Origin of the sequence: Paenibacillus brevis, from assembly GCF_018919145.1 — a bacterium.
Taxonomy (GTDB): Bacteria; Bacillota; Bacilli; order Paenibacillales; family Paenibacillaceae; genus Fontibacillus; species Fontibacillus brevis.
On sequence record NZ_JAHLQJ010000003.1, the window covers coordinates 315,218 to 337,279 of the forward strand.

Consider the following 22,062-nt stretch of genomic DNA (forward strand, 5'->3'; position numbering starts at 1 on the left):
TAGTAGTCAACCTCTAATAGAAGAAGTTGCCGAAGTTCTTTACTTTGAAGTTTGTATGAACGACGATATCCATGTCCTGGATGTAATTGTCCTTATAAAAGGCTTTCCATTCTTGATAGCTGACTTTATTGCGAACATACTGTCCGATCCCGATACTGTCTACGCCAAGCTGCTGTAGCTTTTTTACGACGCGGTTGCACTCCTCTTCGATATGGCGGCTCAGAATATGCTCCAGCTCAGTGCGTTCAGACGTACTCATCTTCAAGTTTCCGATGTATTCTGTAACCCCGCCGTGAATATTTATCCTAATATCCGCCCGATACCTGCCATCGGGCGTTTTGCTGATTGTTTTGCGGGTGGTATTGTTGATGGCGTGGAATGAAATGCTGTACAGCTCAGGACGGTTCAAGCCGAGCGTAAATTCTCCCCGGTCCTGATCGTGATAGATGATGGAAAAGTAAAAAATATCATTTGCGCTCAACTTGCCGACCATTCGATCCTTCTTGAAGAGGGCGATGCCGCTGACCTCAAGATCCTTTCCGGACTTCGAGAGGAATGGGGTGATCGGGTCGCGTCCTTCATCGAAGTAATCCCGGCAAAAATGATGCAGCAGCACATGAGGCAGCGTCTGAGTTTCAAATTCTTTTTTCAGCATACGGTCAATGTACTGATTCGTTCGGGAGTGACCCGGCAAATGCGTCTCGATAATGTCGCGCGCCGATTCCTCCACAACCGCGATTTCCGTCCGTTTGGATATGGTGAAATCCCGAAGCAAGCTGTCCATGTGGCTCCATAACCCTCTTCTGGATAGTTCCTCATTGAACAGGATGGTATTGATCTGTCCGCTGACCATTTTCCGGCTGGTTCTCCGTGACATTAGAATTCGTGCTTCCTTGCTGCTTCGTACGACTTTGGAGAAAATCTCCTCTTGCTGGCGAGTCTCATTCGCTTCCGCGATAATCAAGGGGATATTGACAGTCACCCTGATCATGTTGTCCTTCTCCGCATCAAATCCTACCGTACGGACATAACCTACCCGCTCTAAGATGTTCCTGTCGCTGCTGCACCCTGCTGCTATAGCAAGAAAGAATAGCGCGAGCACGCAGAGCCGTCCCCTATGATGCATGATGTTTACTCCTCCCTCTCTGAATCAGGATAGCTAGTAAGGCCAGAAGCGGTAATCCAACGGCTGTTCCGATCTCGAGCAAGCTTAATACATCAAACCATTGTTCAACGATAATCAGTGATTTTGGAATGTAGGAGACTCCTATAGCCAGTATCATGATCAGGAAGAGCAGCAGCCTCCAGGGGAGTTTGGGTAAGACGGCAGAATACATTTGCTGGCTCGACCAGAAGTACATGCCCGAGGTCATAATTATGCTAAACAGGAACAGACTGAAAATAAAATTCTGAATGCGCTCGACAAAGGGGAATTGCAAATATCCGAACATATCCAGAAGCGGAAAAGATAAATATTTTAGCTCGTGATAATTAAAGAACCCGTAGCACAGCAGGGCGACGAGCAAATAGATGAGCATCGCGATGCTGTTGCCAAGATGGACATACTTAAGCCATTTATTGTTTTTCTCCGCATAGGGAAATAGGAGGATCGATAACTCATACCCCATAAATGCTGCGTACACACTTGCAAAGCCCTTCAACCAGTCATGACCCTCCTTAAACACATAAGGAGTAAGACGAAGCAGATCAAAGTCGCCTAGCATCATAAAGCCTGAAGGAACGATCATCAGGAGTATGAATACCATCAGGAGATTGGCTTTGGACATGTTGTAAATTCCTTTGGTGACAAACAGAAAGACCAAGATATCAACAAATATCTTTAGCATTAAGTCCGAGGTGGAGGGGAAAACGATCATTTGGTAGATCAGTACGTATTGCTTGACGACAAGACATCCGATCATAGCAAAGAGGCTTCCCGCAACCAGATATACTGGAATAAGCATGAAGCGCGGCAATCCATCCTGCAAAATCACAAATAGAGACTTTCCTTTACCCAGACGATAGACCGCGTTGATCAGCATGATGTTAAGAGTGACAATCAGGTAGACCAGGATAATGACGATCCAGCCGTTGGTTCCGAAATAAGTGGCAATTGTCCTGGGAAGAATGAACTGCACGACGCCTGCCTGGGTATTGAAAATCAACATAGCGATGGAAAAACGATGAAGCTTTTCTTGTGCCAACGAGATCACCTATTTCTTCATCTTGTTCTGCTTAGTATTCGGGGAGCGCGATTGGGCGGGACGCCTGTTCAATGCCCAGAATGGACCGCGAATAAAGATATCGATCCAGTCCCGAGGTTTAACAGGTGCAGCCGGAATTGTGTAAGGGGCGCCCAGACTCGTTAATTTGGCCAAATGGATAATGATCAGGGCGATGCCTGCGCAAAATCCGAAATTCCCCAGCATGCCAGACAGAATAAGCAGGCCAAACCGGATAAGCCGGAGCGAACCGCTCATGATATAGCTAGGAATTACAAAGGAAGCAATGGCCGACATCGCTACAGAAATGATCAGAATATTGCTCGTGAATCCGGCCTGTACGGCTGCGGTACCGATCACGATACCGCCGACGATACCGATTGTTTGTCCGATCTTGGTCGGAAGACGCGCTCCTGCTTCCCGCAGCATTTCTATGGTTCCTTCCATCAGCAAAGCTTCAATTATAGGGGGAAACGGGACACGGGATCTGGATTCGGTCAAGGAAATAAGCAGGTTCTCAGGAATCATCTCGTAGTGATAGGTTGTGATCCCGACATATAAAGGCGTCAGGCAAATTGTAATCAGAAAAGCCAGATAACGAAGCAAGCGCAAGGCGGATCCTACAACCCATCGATTATAATAATCATCCGGTGTAGTAAAGAACTCGAAAAAGGAGGAGGGGGCGATAATCACGGAGGGGCTATGCTCTTCGATAACCACAAGCTTTCCCTCATTCAGCTTGGATACTGCAATATCCGTCCGCTCCGAGGTTTGGAATAGGGGAAATAGAGCGTTTGGAAAGTCGTCAATAAGCTGAGTCAGCATCGTTCCGTCATATAGAGAGCTGAACTCAATAGCTTTAATCCGGTTCTCTATCTCCTGGACATACTCCATGTTAGCTATCCCGTCAATGTAGAGCACACATATTTTGGTCTTGGAGATTTCACCGGCTGTGTATTGGAGAACCTTTAACCGGTTGGATTTTAATCTGGAGCGGATCAATCCCAGATTAGTCCCTAGCGATTCGTTGAAAGCATCATGCGGGCCGTTGATAGTACTTTCGGATTCGGATTGCTCAATGGATCTTTTCTCAGGTCCATAAGCATCCACCAGATAAACTCCCTGAGGAAGAAAAAGAGCCACATAACCATTCAGAATTCCGTGAACGGTATTGACAACATCCTTAGCAGCGACGAATTGCGAGCGCCGGAGTAACTGTTCCAATTCATCCTTGGTGATATTCAGCAAGGGACGAAGAACGTCCCTCTCATACGCGTGAGGATCCAATTGATGATCAAAGAATAGCAAATCTGCCTGGAGCTCGGGCAGGGTATAGTGGGTCAGGTCGCTGCAATCCTTGAATTGATCTTGAATATTCTGTAATGTCACGGGTCCTGAAGCTTGGGGAGAGCTCTGAGGGTTGCCACTGCGACCGCTTTTTTTGTTTTTGGCCTGCACCCATTTACTAATGAACTGGAGCATGGACAAGGCTATCCCCCCTTCAGTGATTTTAAGGTATTATGTGAAGGAGAGGGAATTTTATACAAAAGGCTCTTCTTAATCCAAGAGAAAAGCGGCGATGCCAGATCAAAATCATGGCATTGCCGCTTTTGATGTTACCGCTTATTTATCCGCGAAGGAGAGATTCCGCGCCATCGATATATACTTCTGTTCCGGTAATGTGGAATGATTCATCCGAAGCGAGGAACAGGGCCAGATTAGCTACTTGCTCGGGCTTTCCAGGGCCTTTCTCCAGCGGCTGGCTCCCCTCGGGAAACTCTACCGGAATTTTAATCTCCTCTATATCATCGGAAGGATAAGTGTTGTCGTTGATGTTAGTCTCTATCGCACCTGGACAAATGGCATTGACGCGAATCCCGTACTGAGCCAGTTCAAGTGCAGCCATCTTCATAAAAGCAACCTGAGCTGCTTTAGTCGAAGCATAGGCAGAAAATCCAGTATTGGAAAAGACACGGTTCCCATTAATAGAGCTTGTGATGATAATACTCCCGCCATGCTCTTTCATATGAGGAATTGCATATTTCACCGTAGCGAACGTTCCCCGCAGGTTAATATCCATCGTCTGGTCCCAATCCTTGATCTCCATGGTCTCGATAGGAGCCATCGTGCCATTGATCCCGGCATTGGCGAATACAATCTGAACAGGGCCCGCTTCTTCAGCAATTCGGGCGAAGGCCTGCTCGATCATTTCCGGCTTGGAGATATCGCAAGGAATGACGTTGGCCTCACCGCCGGCATCCACAATTTGCTTACGGGTTTCTTCCGCCTCCTCCGGTGTCCGGTCAAGCATATAGACCTTGGCCCCCTGCTGGGCAAATCTTATTGCTGCCGCTCTTCCGATTCCGGAGCCTCCCCCGGTAACGGCGGCGACTTGATCCTTCAAACGAACTTGCTTCATAGCCAGCTCTCCCTTCTTGATTCCGGATGGTTATAAGGTTCAGTAATTAACTACCCGAACCAGCCCCCCTGAATCAGAGACGGGAGCCGCGTCTGATCGGAATGCTCCGTACAACCTGGTTCATCACTTCGGACAGGATCAGTCCGATCGCAATAGAACCGGAGATGAGGAGCGCCTGTGCCGCCAATTGAACGGCGATGTCATATTCATTCTCTACAAAATTGCGCATGGCATCATAAGCAAGGCCGCCGGGAACCAAAGGAATAATTCCCGATACGCTGAATAAGATGACGGGCTCCTTATAGACCCGTGCGAAAATTAGGCTGACCAATCCTACAATAAAGGTGGCGCTAACGGTAGCAAAGATCGCATTGAAGGGAACGGCAAGCAGGTAATAGGCTGCCCAGCCTAGCATCCCGGATATCCCGCATTGAAGCAGCGTACGCCTGGGAGCATTGAACAGGATGCCGAATGCCGCAGCGGCAACAAAGCTGGCCAGACTATGCAGTATAAGACTCATTCTTATTCCTCCAGAGATTGAATAATGTTAGAGGATCGTGAACACGACCGCGATTCCTGCCCCAATGGCAAAGGCGGTTAGAAAGGCTTCCGCGCCTCGGGACAACCCGGAAACCAGATGTCCAGCCATCAAATCACGCACAGCATTCGTAATTAAGAGCCCAGGGACAAGAGGCATCACGGATCCGATGATGATCTTGTCTAGAGTCGCTCCTATATGGGTCTGAACCAACAGAAAAGCAACGATTCCAATCATCAATGAGGCCGTGAACTCCGCGAAAAATTTAACCCGAACCAGTCGATGAAGCCATAGAAAGGCTGCAAATCCCAGTCCTCCGCATAGAACGCCGGGAAGGAGATCTTTACCGACTCCTCCGAACATAAATGTGAAGCAGCCGCTTGCTACAGCAGCGGCAACTATTTGCAATGGCAGCGAATAAGCATGCCTGGACGTATCAATTTGAACTAATTGCTGATATGCAGCTTCCGGAGAAAGGGTACCGCTGCCTAGCTGTCGTGAGACATTATTCACAGCAGCTACCTTTTCCAGGTCGGTAGTTCTTTCGACAATTCTGATCAATTTGGCCCATTGCATTTCTCCGGATTGAAACACAATCCCGGTCGGAGTGACATAGCTTTGCGATCCGGGCAGGCCGAGCGCAACGGCAAGGCGGGTCATTGTATCTTCAACCCGATAGGTCTCCGCACCGCTCTGCAGCATGATTTTCCCTGCCAGCAGGCAGATCTCCACAGGCTCCTGATCGGGAGGAATCAGTGATTCTTCCATAGGACAAACCCCCTTAGCTTACTATGGGACATTATACATTAGCCTTACAAAAAGCGGAATCATTGAGCTGTTATAAAAGTCACAAATATTGCTAACTCCCCAAATGTATCTGAATGTCGAAAAATATTTTAAATTGTCGAATTTTAGCGATTGATATGTTATGCTTTGTGTATTATTTCCGTGCTAGAAGCAGGGTCTTATATATTGAGAGGGAAGTATTATGCTTGAAAGCTTGATTTACAATTTTACAATTTTAACGACGTTCTTGTTTTTTGGAAATATTGTGTGGGGAATATGGCAGCAGAAGTATCCCAAAAAGGAATGGGAGACTAAAGTACTGCTCGGCTTCATTCTCGGTGTGTTCGGGATTATCCTGATGTACTCGGGTTTTTACAGCGGTCAAACGGCTTACGTTGATTTTCGTCAGCTTCCGATTCTGGTGTCTGTCTATATGGGGGGATGGCTCTCCGGTTCGATTTGTGCTGTCCTGATTCTAATTTATCGGTTGTTTTTCTTAAATGGGTTACATTTTGCCTCCATATTGGGGGCTCTAAATATTCTGCTTACCTTCCTCTTCAGCATTCTGCTGATCCGGCGCCGGAAATTGTCTTTTCCCAGATGGGTGTGGGCGCTGGCGTGCTCTGCATGCTCCAGTGTCATCCTCATCTATATTATTTTTCAGGACAATCTTTGGATTACCGTCGGATTGTTCACTCCCCTTTATCTGATTTCCGGCTTGTTTACATACATGATGCTTCAATATTTGCGCAAGTCGGATGATTCCTTGAGAATTATGAGGGAAGCGGCGAACCGTGATTTCTTGACGGGATTGTCCAATCTGAGAGCCTTTGAGTTTATGATGGAGCAGAAAATATTGTCTTCCAGGCGATATAATACCCCATTTTCACTGCTCATGATCGATATTGATCATTTCAAGAAGGTCAATGATACGTATGGTCATTCCGCAGGGGATGCGGTGCTGGCCCAATTGGCGGATGTGTTAAGGGACACCTTCAGGCCCGGCGATCATATTGCCCGCAAGGGCGGGGAGGAATTTGCAGTCATTGTGGACAATTGCGCCGCGGATAAAATTTTTGGAATTGCGGAGCGTCTGCGGCATAATGTGGAGTCTAATCCATTCTTGTTGCCGGACGGCTCGGAGCTTAAGATGACGATTTCTGCGGGCAGCGCGACTTATCCGGATGTTGCGGAATATGATCTGATTGACCAGGCGGACCAGGCGCTCTACCGTGCAAAATCAGAAGGCCGAAACCGGGTATGCTGAAGAATCATTGAGAAATGCAATGGAACTGGAAAAGGCGATATAGGGAGGGATCCCTGTATCGCCTTTTTGCCGTTATGCATGAATATAAGGGCATTTGGCAAAATAGTTGCATGCACAGATGAATGTAGGAGGCTGCGAGAATGACGACTCATCGGGCGAGCAATGCTGCTAACTGGCTGAGAGAGAAGCTGACCGAGCAATCGGACTACGAAGAGATTACGCTGGGCGCATCCTCGCAAATTCAGCTTCAATACTTGAAGAGTGTGACTAACTCGAACCTGGTGTTCCAATATGTCGTAGTTCCCAGTTATGAGATGGCCGATGTGGAAGCCTATGAAGCGTATATAGCAACCTTTCCCGGAACAGGTAAAGCGGATGATTTGCAAAAACTGATTGAGGGAATTTTAGAGGGCTATACCTTAGTCAGTATTGGCCCTAACAGTTATTTGTTCAACTCGGTGAAGGTGGAGTCCAGCGGTGTCGGAGAAGCGATAAATGAAGCCATTGTTCAAGGGCCTCGCGACGCCTTTAGTGAGAATATCGAGATGAACCTGAATCTGATTCGCCGCAGGTATCAGACTTCTGAATTGAAGGTAGAGACAATGACTCTGGGGAGCTTGTCCAGAACGGCTATCGCGATCGTCTATGATCAGGAGCGGGTCGATTCGAGCGTACTCCAACAAGTAAAAGACCGGCTGAAAAGGGTTAAAATCGATATCTTGCAATCTGCCGGAGAATTAGAGAAATATATAAGTCCTCACCGCTTCAGGATTTTTCCCAATATGGTCGTGACAGAGCGTCCGGACCGGGTTGTACTCAACCTGACAGAAGGAAAGGTTGCCATTCTGATGGATACGACGGGCTTTGCCATTATTGCTCCAGCTGTATTCACCGATTTCTTCTCAGCAATGGATGATAAAATACAAATTCCTCTTGTCAGCCAGTTCTTGAAGCTGATTCGATACGTCGGATTGTTTATAACCTTGACCTTGCCCGGGTTATACGTCACCTTTGCATCTTACAATCCGGAAATCCTAAAGTCTCAACTTGTTCTTCTAATTGCAGGCAGCCGTGCGGCCGTTCCGTACCCGTCTTTTATGGAGGTCTTCTTTATGCTGCTGATGATGGAATTTCTTACCGAAGCAAGCTTACGCCTGCCCAAAGCGATTGGCCCGACTGCAACCACTGTAGGTGGGCTGATTCTGGGACAGGCAGCTACCCAGGCGGGCCTGGTTAGTAACATTATGATTATTCTCGTATCTGCCGTTGCAATCTCCAACTTCGTAATTCCGCTGAGTATGATGGGTTACACGATCCGCGTGCTCAAGTACATTATTGTTCTGACGGCGATGCTCTTCGGAGTAGTAGGCATTATGGTCTCTGTGGTCGGGATTATTATGTACTTGTCCGACGTCCGCAGCTTCGGCAAACCTTACTTCAGATTAACATTGTGGGAATCCAAGGAGAAGGTAGGACACCAGCATGGTAAGTCGTAGATACTACTATTACCTGTTTTTGATGAGTGCGGTCATCAATATTATTAACCTTGTTCCGAGAGTTCTCATATTTACCAGATTCGACGGTGTATTTTGGTCGATTTTACTTGCGGTTGCTTATGGCTCCTTAACGATGTACATGTTCACCCGTTTGATCATCAAATTCGAGGGACAAGGTTTTCCTGAAATTTTCAACACTTATTTACCCAAGGGGGTGGTGATCCCTCTCTTAATCTTGTACTCCATCTTCTGGTTTGTTGCAGGAAGTATCATGCTGTTATCCTTTGTAGATATCACGCTCCGCTTCATCAGCCCGGATATATCGGCTAGAGCTGTCATGACAGGTTTTTTGATTCTGGTGGTCGGAGCCAGCCGTTTTAAGACGACTTCGATTTTGTATGCCACAGAGATTGTGCTCCTGCTGTCCTTTCCCGCAATGGTGTTCATTCTGATCAAGGCCTTAATCAATCCTGCGTTTAATTGGGACTCGGTCCTGCAGGTGCTGACCTATCTATGGACGAAACCCAAGCTGGTTACAGTTACTGGAGCTTCCTTTGCGTTCACCGGATATGTAAACCTCGCGATCTTCAACCGCAGCTTCAATAATCTGACACTCAAGCTGCGTCATTTCTGGCTGGTCCCGGTATCGGGGCTTCTGATTCTGCTGGTTACCTTGCTGGTGCCGATTGGATATCATGGTTCGATCGGAGTGGAGGATCACGTCTATAGCTGGTTTTCAACAGCGGATTCTTTACGGATGGAGACGTTCATTGTGGAGCGGGTCCTGTATTTGTTCTACATCACTTATCTCAGCATGTCGCTTGTCATGGTAGTCATTTACTGGCATGTCGGCCTGGAATTGTTCAAAGGCTGCTTCAACGAAAAGGAAGATAAGAAGGATTCCGGGGACAAAGAGACAGATACCGGAAAAAAGTCAAGAAAGAATCAATGGATCGAAGCAATTCTTCTTTTTACGGTTTCTGCGAGCATGATCTATTTGACGGAGCGGATCAATCAGGTTCGGTTGGCTCAGGCGGGTCAATGGTTTTTAAACCTGCGTTTTTTCTCGGAAACGTTCCTGATCCTGTTATTAATGTTTCTGGTATGGAGAAAAAGGAGAAGTGCTAGAAGATGAGGAAAAGCTTATGGGCTAAGCTATGTGTGATAGGCTTGTTAATGTCGCTAATGAGCGGATGCCAGTTCAAGGATATTGATAAACGCTCCTTTGTCTTGGCGATTGGAGTGGATCGTCCTGAGGATCCGGAAGCCAAGCATCTTTATGAAGTAACTTTAAAGACCGGTTTGCCGGAAGGAGATCCTACCGCTCGCACTCAGGAGTCCATTATGATTACCCAAGTAGCCCCCAGCATTCCGGAGGCTGTACGGCTAATGAAATCGAAAATTGATAAGGAGCTGGACTTCAGCCACTGTAAGGTTGTTGTATACGGACAGGCCTTAGCCCGGGAGAACATCGGTACGGTGCTGGACTGGACGACCCGTCGACGCGACCTTCAATTGATTATGTACTGTGCGGTTGGGGTGCCCAATGCCAAGGAAGTCATTCAAATGCAACCGAAAACGGAAAGAGTGCCGGGCAATGCCCTGATTCTCTCCCTTAGTAAGGACGGCAGTGAGTCACCGTTTGTTCATACGGTATACGCTTTTGACTTGGCCAGAAAGGTGACAGAGAGCGGGATTGATCCGATCATGCCTATCGTGCACACCCAGCATCCCGATATGCTTGTTGTCAATAAGCTGGCTCTGTTCAATAAATCCAAGATGGTCGGTACGCTAACGCCTGATGAGACCCGGTTGTTCAATCTGTTAGCTACCAAAAATCTGATCACGAGCTTCCGAATCAAGACAGAAGGCAATGCCTTTGATTATAATCTGGAGTCCTCGAAATCGGAGTATAAAATTAACAATGTCAAAGCTGGAAAAGCTACGGTCAGCTATAAAATAAAAGGCGCAGGTACGATCGAATTGAATGATGAGGGGATCCCCGTTACCGGGCCGGTATTACGCGAGGTGTCCCGTGCCGCAAATGAACAGTGGGAAAAGGACGTCAAGGCCCTATGTCAGAAGCTGCAAAGATTGGGGGTGGATCCGCTGGGATGGGGGCTCCGCTATTTCTCGAGAAGTTGGGATAATAAGCAGGAGGTACAGCAGTGGAGGGAACTCTACCCGGAGCTCGACTTTCAAGTCAAGGCGAATGTGGAGATGAAGTATACCGGGCTGATTCGCTAAAAAAAGCTGCGTTGAGGGGGCAATGTGTGAAATATACTTCACACGTATGCCCTTTCCACGCAGCCTTGTTGATTAAGAGTTCTCATCACCGTCGAAGCCGTTCAGCAGATCAATCCCCGGCATCGCATCCGGATCTGGCGCACTCCCGTCAATAGGGCTCCCCGGCTGAATCACATCCGCGTCAGGCACATCGGGCAGAGCTGTATCGTCCAGCGCAGTGTAGTCCTCGTTGCGACCTTCGTCTGACTCGCTGATTCCTTGCGTAATTCGCGTATCGTGAGGCAGAAGATCATCTGCGGGTATATCATTCTCCGGCCGGTATTCGCGTTGAATCAGGTAACGGTCATAAGTAAAGTCGCTTTCTTCCTTCATGAAATCCTCATTAGGCATGGTTTGTCATCTCCTTGTGTAAGCGATGCTTCAGCTTTAGTTGAAGTTTGCCCTGATTCGAAAAAAACAACGCGCGAGAGACTCAAAATTTAGGAAATACATACTTGACGATAAAGTATAAAAAGCCGAAGAATAGAATGATGTAGGCAGCATATTTAATGAAGGTTGCTGCTACCATGCTCGGCTCGGATCTGTGCTGCACCTCTTTGCGCTCTACATCTACATTGGTTGTCTCGTTGCGTTCGTGCGGATCATACATTGCAATTCCTCCTTCATAGGGTATAGTGTGGAAGCTGTTAAATCAGCACATTTCTTCGTCTTCATCCGTTTGTCTACTTAATAAACGGGATCCCGCCCTGTGAAACAAAGTATTGACTTAGCGGAGCGTGACGTCTACAATGTCACACATAAACTCGCGGACGGATTTAGGTTTGTCTTGTTGCAGGAGGGCTTGACCAAGTGATCACGATTTATGATATTGCTAAATTAACCGGTTTTTCTCCAACCACCGTATCCAAGGTGTTCAATGATTACCCGGACGTCAGCTTGAAGACTCGCCGTAAAATTCTGGAGGCGGCGGAGCAGCTTGGCTATTTGCCGAATGCACATGCCCGGTCGCTTACCACGAAGCGCTCCTGGACGATCGGGGTACTCTATAACGAGTCCTCTGGCGCTGGCATGCTGCATCCTTATTTCGCAGGGGTTATTGAAGGCTTTAAAAAGATCGCGACCTCGCGCGGATATGATTTAATGTTCATCTCCAAGGATATTGGCGGCAAAAAGAGCGGATATCTGGAGCATTGTAAAATTCGAGGTGTGGATGGAGTAGTCGGAATTTTGCCGGATTACAGTGATCCGGACTTTACAGAGCTGCTGGATTCGGATGTTCCCATGGTCTTGCTTGATCAGGAATCAGAGATCAAAGGGACGGTCTATTCCGATAATCTGGACGGTTCAATTCGTGCTGTTCGATATTTGTATGATCTTGGTCATCGCAAGATCGGCCACATCGGCGGGGGCAACACTTTTGCCGGCGTCAAGCGTATGCAAGGCTACCTTCAAGCAATGCAGGAGCTTAGGCTTCCTATTTGTGAGGAGCACATCATACAAGGAAGCTATGACTATACCATTGAGAGCGGAAAAATTGCGATGGAACAGCTGTTGCAAGCGGTTGATTCTCCGACGGCGGTATTTGCTGCCGGGGATAATCTGGCTATTGGGGCGATGCAGGCGATCAAGGACCATGGCCTAAGCATCCCGGGGGATATATCTATCATCGGCTTTGATGATATTGCGATGGCCGGTTTTCTGACCCCTTCTTTGACAACGATTCGCCAGAACACCCATGCCCTTGGCAATAAGGCAGCCGACATGTTAATCTATACAATAGAAGGCGGTACGACGATCTCTTCGGAAGTGATCCCGGTAGAGCTTGTTGCCAGAGACTCATGCCGAGCCATTGAATGATTTTAGAGAAAATATTATTTTTTCGGCAAAGTCGAAACCGGTTTCGAAAAAAGATAAAGGAGCGATTCTTGCATGGCGAAGTGGACGAAAGTGCTAACCTCCCGGGATTCCGGAGAACGGCTGGCTTATCAAGGTGAATTGGCAGCCGGAGTAAATTCCGCAGAGGGTCAGGCTCACATCAAGCTGGATCCTGCCCGGACGTATCAATCCATTGTTGGTTTTGGAGGCGCTTTTACGGAGGCAACGGCCTATACACTTTCCCGAATCAGTCCGGAGAAGAGAGCCGAGGTCGTCTCGAAATATTTCGATCCCGAACAAGGCCTCGGTTACACGATTGGCCGGGTGCATATTCATAGCTGTGATTTTGCTTTAGGCAATTATACGTATGTGGAAGACAATGATACTGAGCTCAAAACCTTTGATATTTCCCGCGAACGAAAATGGGTGCTGCCGCTCATCCATGATGCTGTTAAGGTTGCGGGTCAAGATATCACGATGCTGGCTTCTCCTTGGAGCCCGCCTGCCTGGATGAAGACAAATGGAGAAATGAATCATGGCGGCCAATTAAAGCCGGAATTCAGAGAAGCATGGGCGCTTTATTATACTAAATTCATTAAGGCTTTCCGTGAAGAAGGGGTGCCTATCTGGGCGATTACGGTGCAAAATGAGCCGGCCGCTGTACAGACCTGGGATTCCTGTATTTATAGCGGTGAAGAGGAGCGGGATTTCGTCCGTGATCATCTTGGACCGACGATGAATCGCGAAGGACTGGCAGATGTGAACATTCTGATCTGGGATCATAACCGGGATCTGATCGTGGAACGCGCTTCTGCTGTGCTGTCTGATCCGGAAGCAGCCAAGTATGTATGGGGCACCGGCTTCCATTGGTATGTCAGCGAAGCCTTTGAGGAAGTGGGCAAGGTCCACGAGCTGTTCCCCGACAAGCATCTGCTCTTTACAGAAGGCTGTCAGGAGGGCGGCGTCAAGCTGGGCGAATGGTTCACCGGCGAACGCTACGGACGCAACATCATCGGCGATTTGAACAACTGGACCGAAGGATATCTGGACTGGAATCTGGTGCTCGATGAGACGGGCGGACCGAATCATGTGAACAATTTATGCGATGCTCCGATTATCGCCGATACGACTACGGATACGGTTCATTATAATAGCTCGTACTATTACATCGGCCATTTCAGCAAGTATATTCGTCCGGGAGCGGTTCGGATCGGCCTGGAATCGGACATTACGAATCTATACATGACAGCTTTTAAAAATGAAGACGGAAGCATCGCAGTCGTTGTTCAGAATGAAGGAGATGCGGCCCAGGACTTTACTTTAGAGCTGGGTTCCGATTCCGTATCGGATAACTTATCCGCTCATTCGATCGCAACCTATCTTATTAAACAATAAGGAGATGAACCCCATGCCAAAATATGGTTTTGAAAAAGAAACATTCGTGATTGAACAGTTCGACAAAGCGAAGCCGTTCTCCAGCTTCTTGCCGGGTCTGGCCGGGCTCAAGGGCATACCGATGTGGACCTTCTATGTAAACCGCGGTCAAGGCGTATGCAGCTTCGGAATCCGGGACAAGAACAGCCCGATCATGGAATTTTCCCCTGCCAATATCACTTATCAATCGGTATCGATGCAGGGCTTCCGGACGTTTGTGAAGCTGAAGGGTCAGGAATTGATTTATGAGCCGTTCCAAAATGCTTATCCTGACGCTTCGGCCAAGCGGACGATGCGCATTTCAGCGAATGAATTCGTGATCGAGGAGCGCAATGAAGCGAAGGGACTGCAGATCAAGGTTACTTACTTTCACATCCCGAATGATGATTATGCCGCACTGGTTCGTAAAGTGGAGCTGACCAATATTTCCGGTGAGGCGATTAGTCTGGAAATGCTCGATGGTCTGCCAGAGATCTTGCCGTTCGGTGTAGAGAACTCCGGCTACAAGGAGATCGGCAACCTGCTTCGCAGCTGGATGGAAGTCGATAACCTGGAAGAAGGGATCCCGTATTACCGCAATCGTTCCAGTACGCATGACGAAGCGGAAGTTAGTGAAGTGCGCAGCGGTCATTTTTACCTGTCATTTGACGAAGAAGGAAGACGCTTCTCGCCTATTGCAGACTTTGAATTGGTATTTGGAGCGAACACTTCGCTTGCCTATCCTGATGGATTCGCAGATTCATCGTTGGCAGAATTGCTTGAGAAGCCTCAATATTGCAAGAACAAGGTCCCTTGCGGATTTTCTGCAATTACAGCTGACCTGGCTGCGGGTGAGACAAAGCAGGTATATACCTTGATCGGCCACTTTGACAGCGTGGAGCGTCTGAATGAAAAGGCGCGGTATATCTCCTCACCGGCTTATGTGGAGCAGAAGCTTGCGGAAGCACGGGAGTTGACTGAGAACCTCACGGCCGATATTGCTACCAAGACCTCGATGCCGCATTTTGATGCCTACTGCAAGCAGAATTATCTCGATAACTTCTTGCGCGGGGGCTACCCGTTTATTTTTGAGAATGGAAAGGAAGGCTTTGTGATCCATCTCTATTCCAGAAAGCACGGGGATCTTGAGCGGGATTATAATTTCTTCTCTATTGCGCCGGAGTATTACTCGCAAGGGAACGGCAACTTCCGCGATGCCAACCAAAACCGCCGCAGCGATATTTACTTTAACCCGCGAGTGGGCACGTTCAATATCAAGACATTCTTTAGTCTGATGCAGGCAGACGGCTATAACCCGCTTGGGGTTGAAGGCACGAGCTTTCAGATAGAGAAGGAGCGGTCCGGCGAACTGTCCGCCTGGCTGGACAAGGCTGTTCAGGATCATCGTGAGGAATTGGCAGCGCTATGTCATGCTAAATTCACGCCTGGCAAGCTGATTTCTTATATTGCCAGCCATGGAGTAGGACTGAATGTGAGCGAAGAGGAATTCCTCACGGGTGTGTTCTCGCTGGCCAAGCAAAATATTGAGGCTAACTTCGGCGAAGGATACTGGTCGGATCACTGGACGTACAATATGGATCTGATTGACAGCTATCTGGATATTTTCCCGGATCGTAAGGCGGAGCTGTTATTTGAAGAGGATGACTACACCTTCTTTGATAGTCCGGCGAGAGTATTGCCGCGCAGCGAAAAATATGTGCTGAACAATGGACAGGTGCGCCAATATGGTTCATTGGTTCATGATGAGGAGAAGCTGCAGAAGCTTGGTATTACGCCTAAGGGTACGCATTGGCTGAAAACCGCACACGGCAGTGGAGAGGCGTACCAGACCAACCTGTTCGTGAAGGTGCTGTCGCTGTCCCTTGTCAAATTTGCAACCCTGGATCCTTTTGGCATGGGAATTGAAATGGAAGGGAATAAGCCGGGCTGGAATGATGCGATGAACGGTTTGCCTGGATTGTTCGGATCAGGTATGAGCGAGACTTTCGAATTGAAGCGGATGCTGAAATTTGTCCTGGAAGCCGTCCAGGAGTACGGAGCGCATACCACTGACGTTCCGGAGGAAATCGCCGATTTGTTTGACCAAGTGAAGGAACTGCTGAGCAGCCACTTGGACGGCAAGCTGGATTCCTTCGCCTATTGGGATCAGACATCATTCGCCCGCGAGGTATACCGGGATCGGATTCGCTTTGGCATCAGCGGAGTGGAGCGCAAGCTGAGCCTGTCAGAGCTGGAGAGCACGGTTCAGAATATGCTGAGCAAAGTGAATCAGGGGATTGCTGAGGCAGTTAAGCTGGGCAACGGCCTGACGCCGACTTATTTTGCCTTCGAAGCCACTGAATTTGAACCGGTACTGAATGAGCAGGGAGCAGCGGAGATCAGCGGATACGGCCTGCCTAAGGCAACCGTGAAGAAGTTTGCGGTTCGTCCGCTGCCGTACTTCCTGGAAGGACCGGCGCGCTGGATGAAGACGATTGAAGATCCGGAAGAGGCTCAAAGAGCCTATGAAGTGATTCGCAGCAGTGATCTGTTCGACAAGAAGCTTAGCATGTACAAGACCTCGGTAAGCCTTGATGAAGAGACTCATGAGATCGGCCGCATTCGCGCGTTTACGCCGGGCTGGCTGGAGCGGGAATCCATTTTCTTGCATATGAGCTACAAGTATTTGCTTTCCTTGCTTAAGAATGGCCTGAAGGAAGCTTTCTTCGCGGAGATGAAAACATCGCTGATCCCGTTCCTGGATCCGGCAGTGTACGGTCGCAGCACCCTGGAGAACTCCTCCTTTATCGCTTCAAGCGTCAACCCGGATCCCGAGGTTCATGGCAGAGGATTCGTCGCCAGACTCAGTGGTTCGACCGCTGAATTCCTCAGCATGTGGGTGATGATGATGGCTGGGAAGCATATTTTCCGTATGGCTGGCGGAGAATTGCAGTTGCAGCTGAATCCTGCATTGCCAGGATGGCTCTTTGATGATCAGGGAGAAGTATCCTTTACCTTCCTGGGAAGCACACAAGTCACATACCGTAATCCGGATCGTCGTGATACCTTCGGCGGAAACGCCGCTGCAATCCGCAGTATGACGGTAGTGAAGAGAGATGGACAGCAGGTTCATCTCGACGGTAACGCCATTACAGGCTCGCTGGCTGAAGCAGTGCGTAACGGCTTGGTGGAATCCATTACAGCAGAATTGGCCTGAGTCTTTGAATTCGGTATCATCCGCAGATAAATCAGAGAGTCTCTCAACGCATCATGTTGAGAGGCTCTCTCTTATTTTGCGGAAGCAGATTTTTTTATTCGCTAAAACTATTCATGGATTTAATATTCCATTAAAGGTAAAATAATTTTGGTGTATAAAAGCTATAAAACCTCGTAATTTTACCATATTATTGAAGTTAATAAAGGTATTTTTGGTCATATTATCGAAGTAAGAGGAATGCATAATAATTTTGGCAGGGGTGCTGGAATGAAGGGGTTTCTAAAGGCGTTTTCGATCTTTATGGTGCTTAGCATCGTTGTGTTTTGTGCAGTATTTCTTGAATTTCCCGGAAGAAATAATATAGATGAGCAGACGATTCCTGGATGGCAGATTGCTTGGACCGATGATTTCGATCCTCAAATGAGTGCAGAAGAACTGGAAGCGACCCAAAATTGGGAACATGTCGAGGCGAATGATCCGACGCCCGAGCGCCCTCAGGGGGCTCAGGCGCAATGGGTGAAAATTGATGCTCCTCTGATTTCATCGTTGTCACCGGCGATTTTGTTCGAGAAAATCTATGGAAGTCACATTGTTATTAGGATAAATGATGAGACCATTTATGAATCCCAAAGAGAGTATAGATATGGGGTTAATACGATTTTGCTTCCGCTCGACCGATCTCAGGATAAAGATTCAGTTTACATCGGAATTGATTCGCTGAAACGAATAGGTCTGCAAGGAAATGTGCTGGTAGGAGACTATAAAGAACTGCAAAAATCATATATCAAAAATAATATTGTCGACTTTATTATTGGCAGTGCCCTGATTTTTGTCGCCGTAGTAATGCTGATCTGCTCGCTGTTTCTGAAAAATGAAAACATGTCAGGCTGGTTCTCATTATGTCTTGTTATTTTATCCGCCGGAACCATTGTGCTTACCTATTCACCTTTCCTTTATTCCTTGTATGGGGCTCTGGGAAATGTTTATGTAGCTTTGTTTGACCTGTCCTTATTTATTTTATTACCTTCATTCACACTCTTTTTTGAAGGCATATTTGGTAAAGGATATAAGTCCATCATTACAAAGTATCGAAAATTTCAAGTCGGGTACTCAACACTCTGCATCATACTTTTGTTCATTAATTTGGCGTGTAATGGCAAAATAGACAAGCTTTACGGAGGCTTTTCCGAAACATTATTGGGTCTGGTTATGATTGTACAGTTTATTCTGATGATCGCGGTCTCTACAATCTATACCATACGCGGGAATCAAGAGGCGATTATTTTCTCGATCGGATTTGCCATTTTCTCTGGCTTGGGGTTAGGAGAGTTAATCTGGTTCTATTTCAAGGAGGCCTATTACGAGCTCTACCTGTGGAAATGGGGAATCGTGTGCTTCTTGATCACATTAATTATCATTTTGGGAAAGAGATTTGCGAAAAATCACGATCAGGTAGTAGAGTATTCAAAACAGCTGGAAATGTTTAATAATGAGCTGCAGCGTTCCGAAAAGATGGAGATTATCAGTGAACTGGCGGCTTCTGTTGCACATGAAGTCCGCAATCCGCTTCAGGTAACGAGAGGGTTCCTTCAGTTGCTTGTGGCCAAGCAAAACTCCAGCGATAAGGTTTATTTGAGTATGGCACTGGAGGAATTGGATAGAGCCTCCAACATCATTACGGACTTTCTGACTTTTGCCAAACCGGAAGTAGGCAAAATTGCTACCCTCAATGTATTGAATGAGTTTATCCATATTGAGGGAATTCTAATTCCGATGGCTAACTTACAAGGGGGCAGAATATCCGTACAAATTCCAAAAGATTTAAATATCAGGGGAAATTCCTCCAAGTTCAAGCAAGCCTTTATTAATATTATTAAGAACAGTATAGAATCCTTGCATGGAGAAGGGGAAATTCAAGCATGGGCTTATGAAGAGAAGGGGGAAGTCTGCATTCATATCAAGGATAACGGTGAAGGCATGGAGGAAGAGGTTCTGGCACGTCTTGGAGAGCCATATTTCTCGAATAAGACGAAGGGCACTGGACTGGGTCTGATGGTTACTTTCCGGATTATCGAGGTCATGAACGGGCGTATTCAGTTTAAAAGTGAAAAGGGAGTAGGGACGGAAGCTATTGTTCGTTTCCCGGCAGTTGATCCTGCATAAGGACTCGAAGCTTCCTGTATCCCTACTCCCTCAATTCTAGTTGCCCCAAATGACTTGCGGTTTAATGTCGGATTTGATCGCTTTGGAAGGGCTTGGTGGTAGTACGACGTAGAATTCGTCAGAATTCTCTTCAACAGCTTTAATCTTGATGTGTTCCGGTAGAGCTATTCCCAATGCCTCTTGGATAGCTTCTCTAGGATTTGCAAGAAGCTTTGCCTTAAAACTCGGGTCTTGCCACGCCTTTTCAATTACTTGTGATTGAAGAGCACTTGTTGTCATAAGATCACCCTTTCCATTAAAATGGTTATATTTTCCTATTAAGTATACCATAATACCTGCTAATCTAGCAATATTAGATGTTTTTTGCGAGCCAGTACCCAAGTCCCCCATTGAGCAGCATGCGTCTGTTATTTATAACATCTTGTGCCCCGTCATTGAGGTTCTTAACCAGATCATAGTGAAAATGATAGAGATCCGGTGCCAAGGTCCTGATGGCTTCAAGAGATTCGTGGTTGCGATTGGCCAGGGCTGACAGCTCGCTTAATGCATCATGGACCATGATGCCGTTTCTGACTTCCTCCGGAGAAGGGCGTGTCCCTGAGGGGAGGTTTAATTGGGCTTGTACAACAGAAACTAATGAATTGTAGCTGCCTTGCTCAAGGTCTTTTTCCCAGTCTTCCCAATCATCCAGAAGCTGAAGCGTCACCAAGGCCGTGTCGACGGCCGACTCAAACATGCCAATCTCTTGTTCGCGTCCCCCAAGAATCATGGAAGAAGCCACGCTCAATTTGACCGGGGCTGCTTTATGACCCATCCGCACCGGGTTCTCATAATAAAAGTCTGCAACTTTTTCGGTGGATACAGCAGCAGCCCATTCGGAGACATACTTTTTATAGTAGACCCAAAAGGCCGCATGATCCTTCAGACATTCTTGGTAGGTCTTAATGAATTCGATGTGAATAAATTCTGCCAGAGTCAGCTGCTGCGCTGCGTCTGTATCCGGATCATCCATGCAAGCATCAATTAAATGAAAATACATCATTTTGAATAAATTAGCTACCGCAATGCGTCGGCATGTCTCCTGATGGATTCCGGTCAAAGATTGAAGCCAGAACGGGAGTAAATAGCATATGTAATTCTTGGAACGATGTTCCTTCAGCGCATGGAACTTGTCTAAATAATCCACCCCCTGCTTGCTAAAGGGAGCGGGAAGCCGGGACAGAATCGACTCTGCTTCCGAGAACGCCAGGTCAAGCTCTTTCTCGTAGTTTGAAAGCCACTTCAAGATATGAACCTCCCCTCTAAATTGGCCGATCCAGAAATCTATTTTGCAAGAATAGAATACCATGAATTCCGGTAAAACTTAAATTTGTATCCGCATTCCAGATTAATGGAAGAAAAGAGCCTGCAGGAACAATCTCCTGGCGGGCTCAGAGGATTTGATGAATGCCTATAAGAATGAGGAGTAATCCGGAAATGACTGTTGCTCGGCTTCCTAACTTGTCGGCAGCATACTTCTCTCCCAGTCCGGCACAGAAGGCAAGCAGAAGATAACTGAAAACGCCGACGAATAGGGAAGTGAGCCAGATGTTCAGATGAGTGATGCCTGCATTGAATCCGCCGGCAAGCGCGTTCATTGCAAGTGCAAGGCCAAGCAGAACCGACTCTCCAAGGCTTAGCGTCTTTGAACTGTCTCTGTCGGCCTCCTCAGGGTTGCGGAGCAGCCGGGTTAATACGGAGGCATCCCGTTCTCTCATGGCCTGCTTCTTCTCGACATAGGGCTGCAGCAGTACCCAGACTCCTACGGAGACGATGACAATGGTTCCAATCCATTGGCCAATCCAGGGATGGATCCATAGAGCAAGCCAATTTCCGAACATGCCTGACAGTAAAGTCGCAAGGAAAGAGATGACGGCGATCATCAGGTTGGAGAACCAGGGGATGTGTATTTTTCGAACGCCGTAAGCAATTCCGACTCCTGCATTATCCAGGTTAGAAGCCAATCCGATAATAATGGCAGCCAACAGGCTGAGCATATCCATGTATTTCGCTCCTTTGCAAGCTTGATGCCACAGCATATGCCCAGAAGCAGGAATTGGTTTCTTGTCGACGTTATCTGAATAGTGTAGTATAATTTTAACAAAAATATGGCGAAGAGGTGACAAAGGTGCTTGAAAATTTGTTGCGACCTACTCATTTACTGTTACTGGTTATTGCCGCATTGCTTTTATTCGGACCGAGCAAGCTTCCGGAATTGGGACGAAGCTTTGGGACGATGCTTAAGGAATTCAAGAAGGGCGCTCGCGGAGATGACGATGAACAGAAGCCGCAGGAGGCTCAGCCCGTGCAAGAGACGAATAAATCTTGACCGAAAATAAAAACAGGATGTCCCGAAGCAGTATCTTCTGCTGGTTGGGGA

General features: G+C 47.5%; 20 protein-coding genes. 9 read left to right on the top strand and 11 right to left on the bottom strand.

Annotated features, from left to right (window positions below; all coding sequences use genetic code 11):
• Window positions 1-13: 13 nt before the first annotated feature.
• From KQJ23_RS05140 to KQJ23_RS05165, 6 genes are all read right to left on the bottom strand, one after another.
• Window positions 14-1,126 carry a Ger(x)C family spore germination protein gene (locus KQJ23_RS05140; RefSeq protein ID WP_216477606.1) on the bottom strand — a complete coding sequence of 371 codons (1,113 nt, stop codon included), beginning with the start codon at window positions 1,124-1,126 and terminating at the stop codon, window positions 14-16.
• Window positions 1,116-2,204, bottom strand: coding sequence for a GerAB/ArcD/ProY family transporter (locus KQJ23_RS05145; protein WP_216477607.1), 1,089 nt, complete (start codon window positions 2,202-2,204; stop codon window positions 1,116-1,118). Before KQJ23_RS05145 ends, KQJ23_RS05140 begins: the two co-directional genes overlap by 11 nt.
• A gap of 9 nt (window positions 2,205-2,213) precedes the next feature.
• Window positions 2,214-3,704 carry a spore germination protein gene (locus KQJ23_RS05150; protein ID WP_216477667.1) on the bottom strand — a complete coding sequence of 497 codons (1,491 nt, stop codon included), beginning with the start codon at window positions 3,702-3,704 and terminating at the stop codon, window positions 2,214-2,216.
• Between the two features lie 145 nt (window positions 3,705-3,849).
• Entirely contained in the window at window positions 3,850-4,641 is a 792-nt protein-coding gene (locus KQJ23_RS05155) for an SDR family oxidoreductase (protein ID WP_216477608.1), read from the bottom strand.
• A 73-nt stretch (window positions 4,642-4,714) separates the two neighbouring features.
• Window positions 4,715-5,161, bottom strand: a complete 447-nt coding sequence (locus KQJ23_RS05160) for a threonine/serine exporter family protein (protein ID WP_216477609.1) — start codon at window positions 5,159-5,161, stop codon at window positions 4,715-4,717.
• 27 nt (window positions 5,162-5,188) lie between these two features.
• Window positions 5,189-5,947, bottom strand: coding sequence for a threonine/serine exporter family protein (locus KQJ23_RS05165; protein ID WP_216477610.1), 759 nt, complete (start codon window positions 5,945-5,947; stop codon window positions 5,189-5,191).
• Between the two features lie 220 nt (window positions 5,948-6,167).
• Here KQJ23_RS05165 and KQJ23_RS05170 point away from each other — a divergent pair, with 220 nt between their 5' ends.
• The 4 genes from KQJ23_RS05170 (at window position 6,168) to KQJ23_RS05185 (ending at window position 10,975) form a co-directional block, all read left to right on the top strand.
• Window positions 6,168-7,232 carry a GGDEF domain-containing protein gene (locus KQJ23_RS05170; protein ID WP_216477611.1) on the top strand — a complete coding sequence of 355 codons (1,065 nt, stop codon included), beginning with the start codon at window positions 6,168-6,170 and terminating at the stop codon, window positions 7,230-7,232.
• Between the two features lie 140 nt (window positions 7,233-7,372).
• Window positions 7,373-8,728, top strand: coding sequence for a spore germination protein (locus KQJ23_RS05175; protein ID WP_216477612.1), 1,356 nt, complete (start codon window positions 7,373-7,375; stop codon window positions 8,726-8,728).
• Window positions 8,715-9,863 (top strand): hypothetical protein, encoded by a 1,149-nt coding sequence (locus tag KQJ23_RS05180; RefSeq protein ID WP_216477613.1) that lies wholly within the window; start codon window positions 8,715-8,717, stop codon window positions 9,861-9,863. Before KQJ23_RS05175 ends, KQJ23_RS05180 begins: the two co-directional genes overlap by 14 nt.
• The gene (locus KQJ23_RS05185; protein WP_216477614.1) at window positions 9,860-10,975 is read left to right on the top strand and encodes a Ger(x)C family spore germination protein; all 1,116 of its coding nucleotides are present in this window, start codon (window positions 9,860-9,862) and stop codon (window positions 10,973-10,975) included. The genes KQJ23_RS05180 and KQJ23_RS05185 overlap by 4 nt, the downstream gene beginning before the upstream one ends.
• A 72-nt stretch (window positions 10,976-11,047) precedes the next feature.
• Here KQJ23_RS05185 and KQJ23_RS05190 read toward each other — a convergent pair whose 3' ends face one another.
• Together KQJ23_RS05190 and KQJ23_RS05195 are read right to left on the bottom strand one after the other, a co-directional pair.
• Window positions 11,048-11,365: a hypothetical protein gene (locus KQJ23_RS05190; protein WP_216477615.1), complete on the bottom strand. Its 318-nt coding sequence runs from the start codon at window positions 11,363-11,365 to the stop codon at window positions 11,048-11,050.
• An 82-nt stretch (window positions 11,366-11,447) separates the two neighbouring features.
• Window positions 11,448-11,624 carry a hypothetical protein gene (locus KQJ23_RS05195; protein WP_187375120.1) on the bottom strand — a complete coding sequence of 59 codons (177 nt, stop codon included), beginning with the start codon at window positions 11,622-11,624 and terminating at the stop codon, window positions 11,448-11,450.
• A 200-nt stretch (window positions 11,625-11,824) separates the two neighbouring features.
• Between KQJ23_RS05195 and KQJ23_RS05200 the strand changes: the two genes are divergently transcribed.
• From KQJ23_RS05200 to KQJ23_RS05215, 4 genes are all read left to right on the top strand, one after another.
• Window positions 11,825-12,832, top strand: coding sequence for a LacI family DNA-binding transcriptional regulator (locus KQJ23_RS05200; protein ID WP_216477616.1), 1,008 nt, complete (start codon window positions 11,825-11,827; stop codon window positions 12,830-12,832).
• A gap of 72 nt (window positions 12,833-12,904) precedes the next feature.
• Window positions 12,905-14,245 carry a glycoside hydrolase family 30 protein gene (locus tag KQJ23_RS05205; protein WP_216477617.1) on the top strand — a complete coding sequence of 447 codons (1,341 nt, stop codon included), beginning with the start codon at window positions 12,905-12,907 and terminating at the stop codon, window positions 14,243-14,245.
• A gap of 13 nt (window positions 14,246-14,258) precedes the next feature.
• A complete protein-coding gene (locus tag KQJ23_RS05210) occupies window positions 14,259-17,480 on the top strand; it encodes a cellobiose phosphorylase (protein ID WP_216477618.1) in 3,222 nt (1,073 codons plus the stop codon).
• A gap of 267 nt (window positions 17,481-17,747) precedes the next feature.
• The gene (locus KQJ23_RS05215; protein ID WP_216477619.1) at window positions 17,748-19,643 is read left to right on the top strand and encodes a sensor histidine kinase; all 1,896 of its coding nucleotides are present in this window, start codon (window positions 17,748-17,750) and stop codon (window positions 19,641-19,643) included.
• A gap of 36 nt (window positions 19,644-19,679) precedes the next feature.
• On the opposite strand, the gene KQJ23_RS05220 is transcribed toward KQJ23_RS05215, so the two are convergent.
• The 3 genes from KQJ23_RS05220 to ytaF all read right to left on the bottom strand — a co-directional run bounded on the left by KQJ23_RS05220 (window position 19,680) and on the right by ytaF (window position 21,721).
• Window positions 19,680-20,033, bottom strand: coding sequence for an NHLP leader peptide family RiPP precursor (locus KQJ23_RS05220; protein WP_346779345.1), 354 nt, complete (start codon window positions 20,031-20,033; stop codon window positions 19,680-19,682).
• On the bottom strand, window positions 19,996-20,928 hold the full coding sequence (locus KQJ23_RS05225; RefSeq protein WP_216477620.1) for a hypothetical protein: 933 nt from the start codon (window positions 20,926-20,928) through the stop codon (window positions 19,996-19,998). Before KQJ23_RS05225 ends, KQJ23_RS05220 begins: the two co-directional genes overlap by 38 nt.
• Window positions 20,929-21,073: 145 nt before the next feature.
• On the bottom strand, window positions 21,074-21,721 hold the full coding sequence (ytaF, locus tag KQJ23_RS05230) for a sporulation membrane protein YtaF (RefSeq protein WP_346779346.1): 648 nt from the start codon (window positions 21,719-21,721) through the stop codon (window positions 21,074-21,076).
• A gap of 101 nt (window positions 21,722-21,822) precedes the next feature.
• On the opposite strand from ytaF, the gene tatA reads away from it, so the two are divergent.
• Window positions 21,823-22,011, top strand: a complete 189-nt coding sequence (tatA, locus tag KQJ23_RS05235; protein ID WP_216477622.1) for a twin-arginine translocase TatA/TatE family subunit — start codon at window positions 21,823-21,825, stop codon at window positions 22,009-22,011.
• Window positions 22,012-22,062 lie beyond the last annotated feature (51 nt).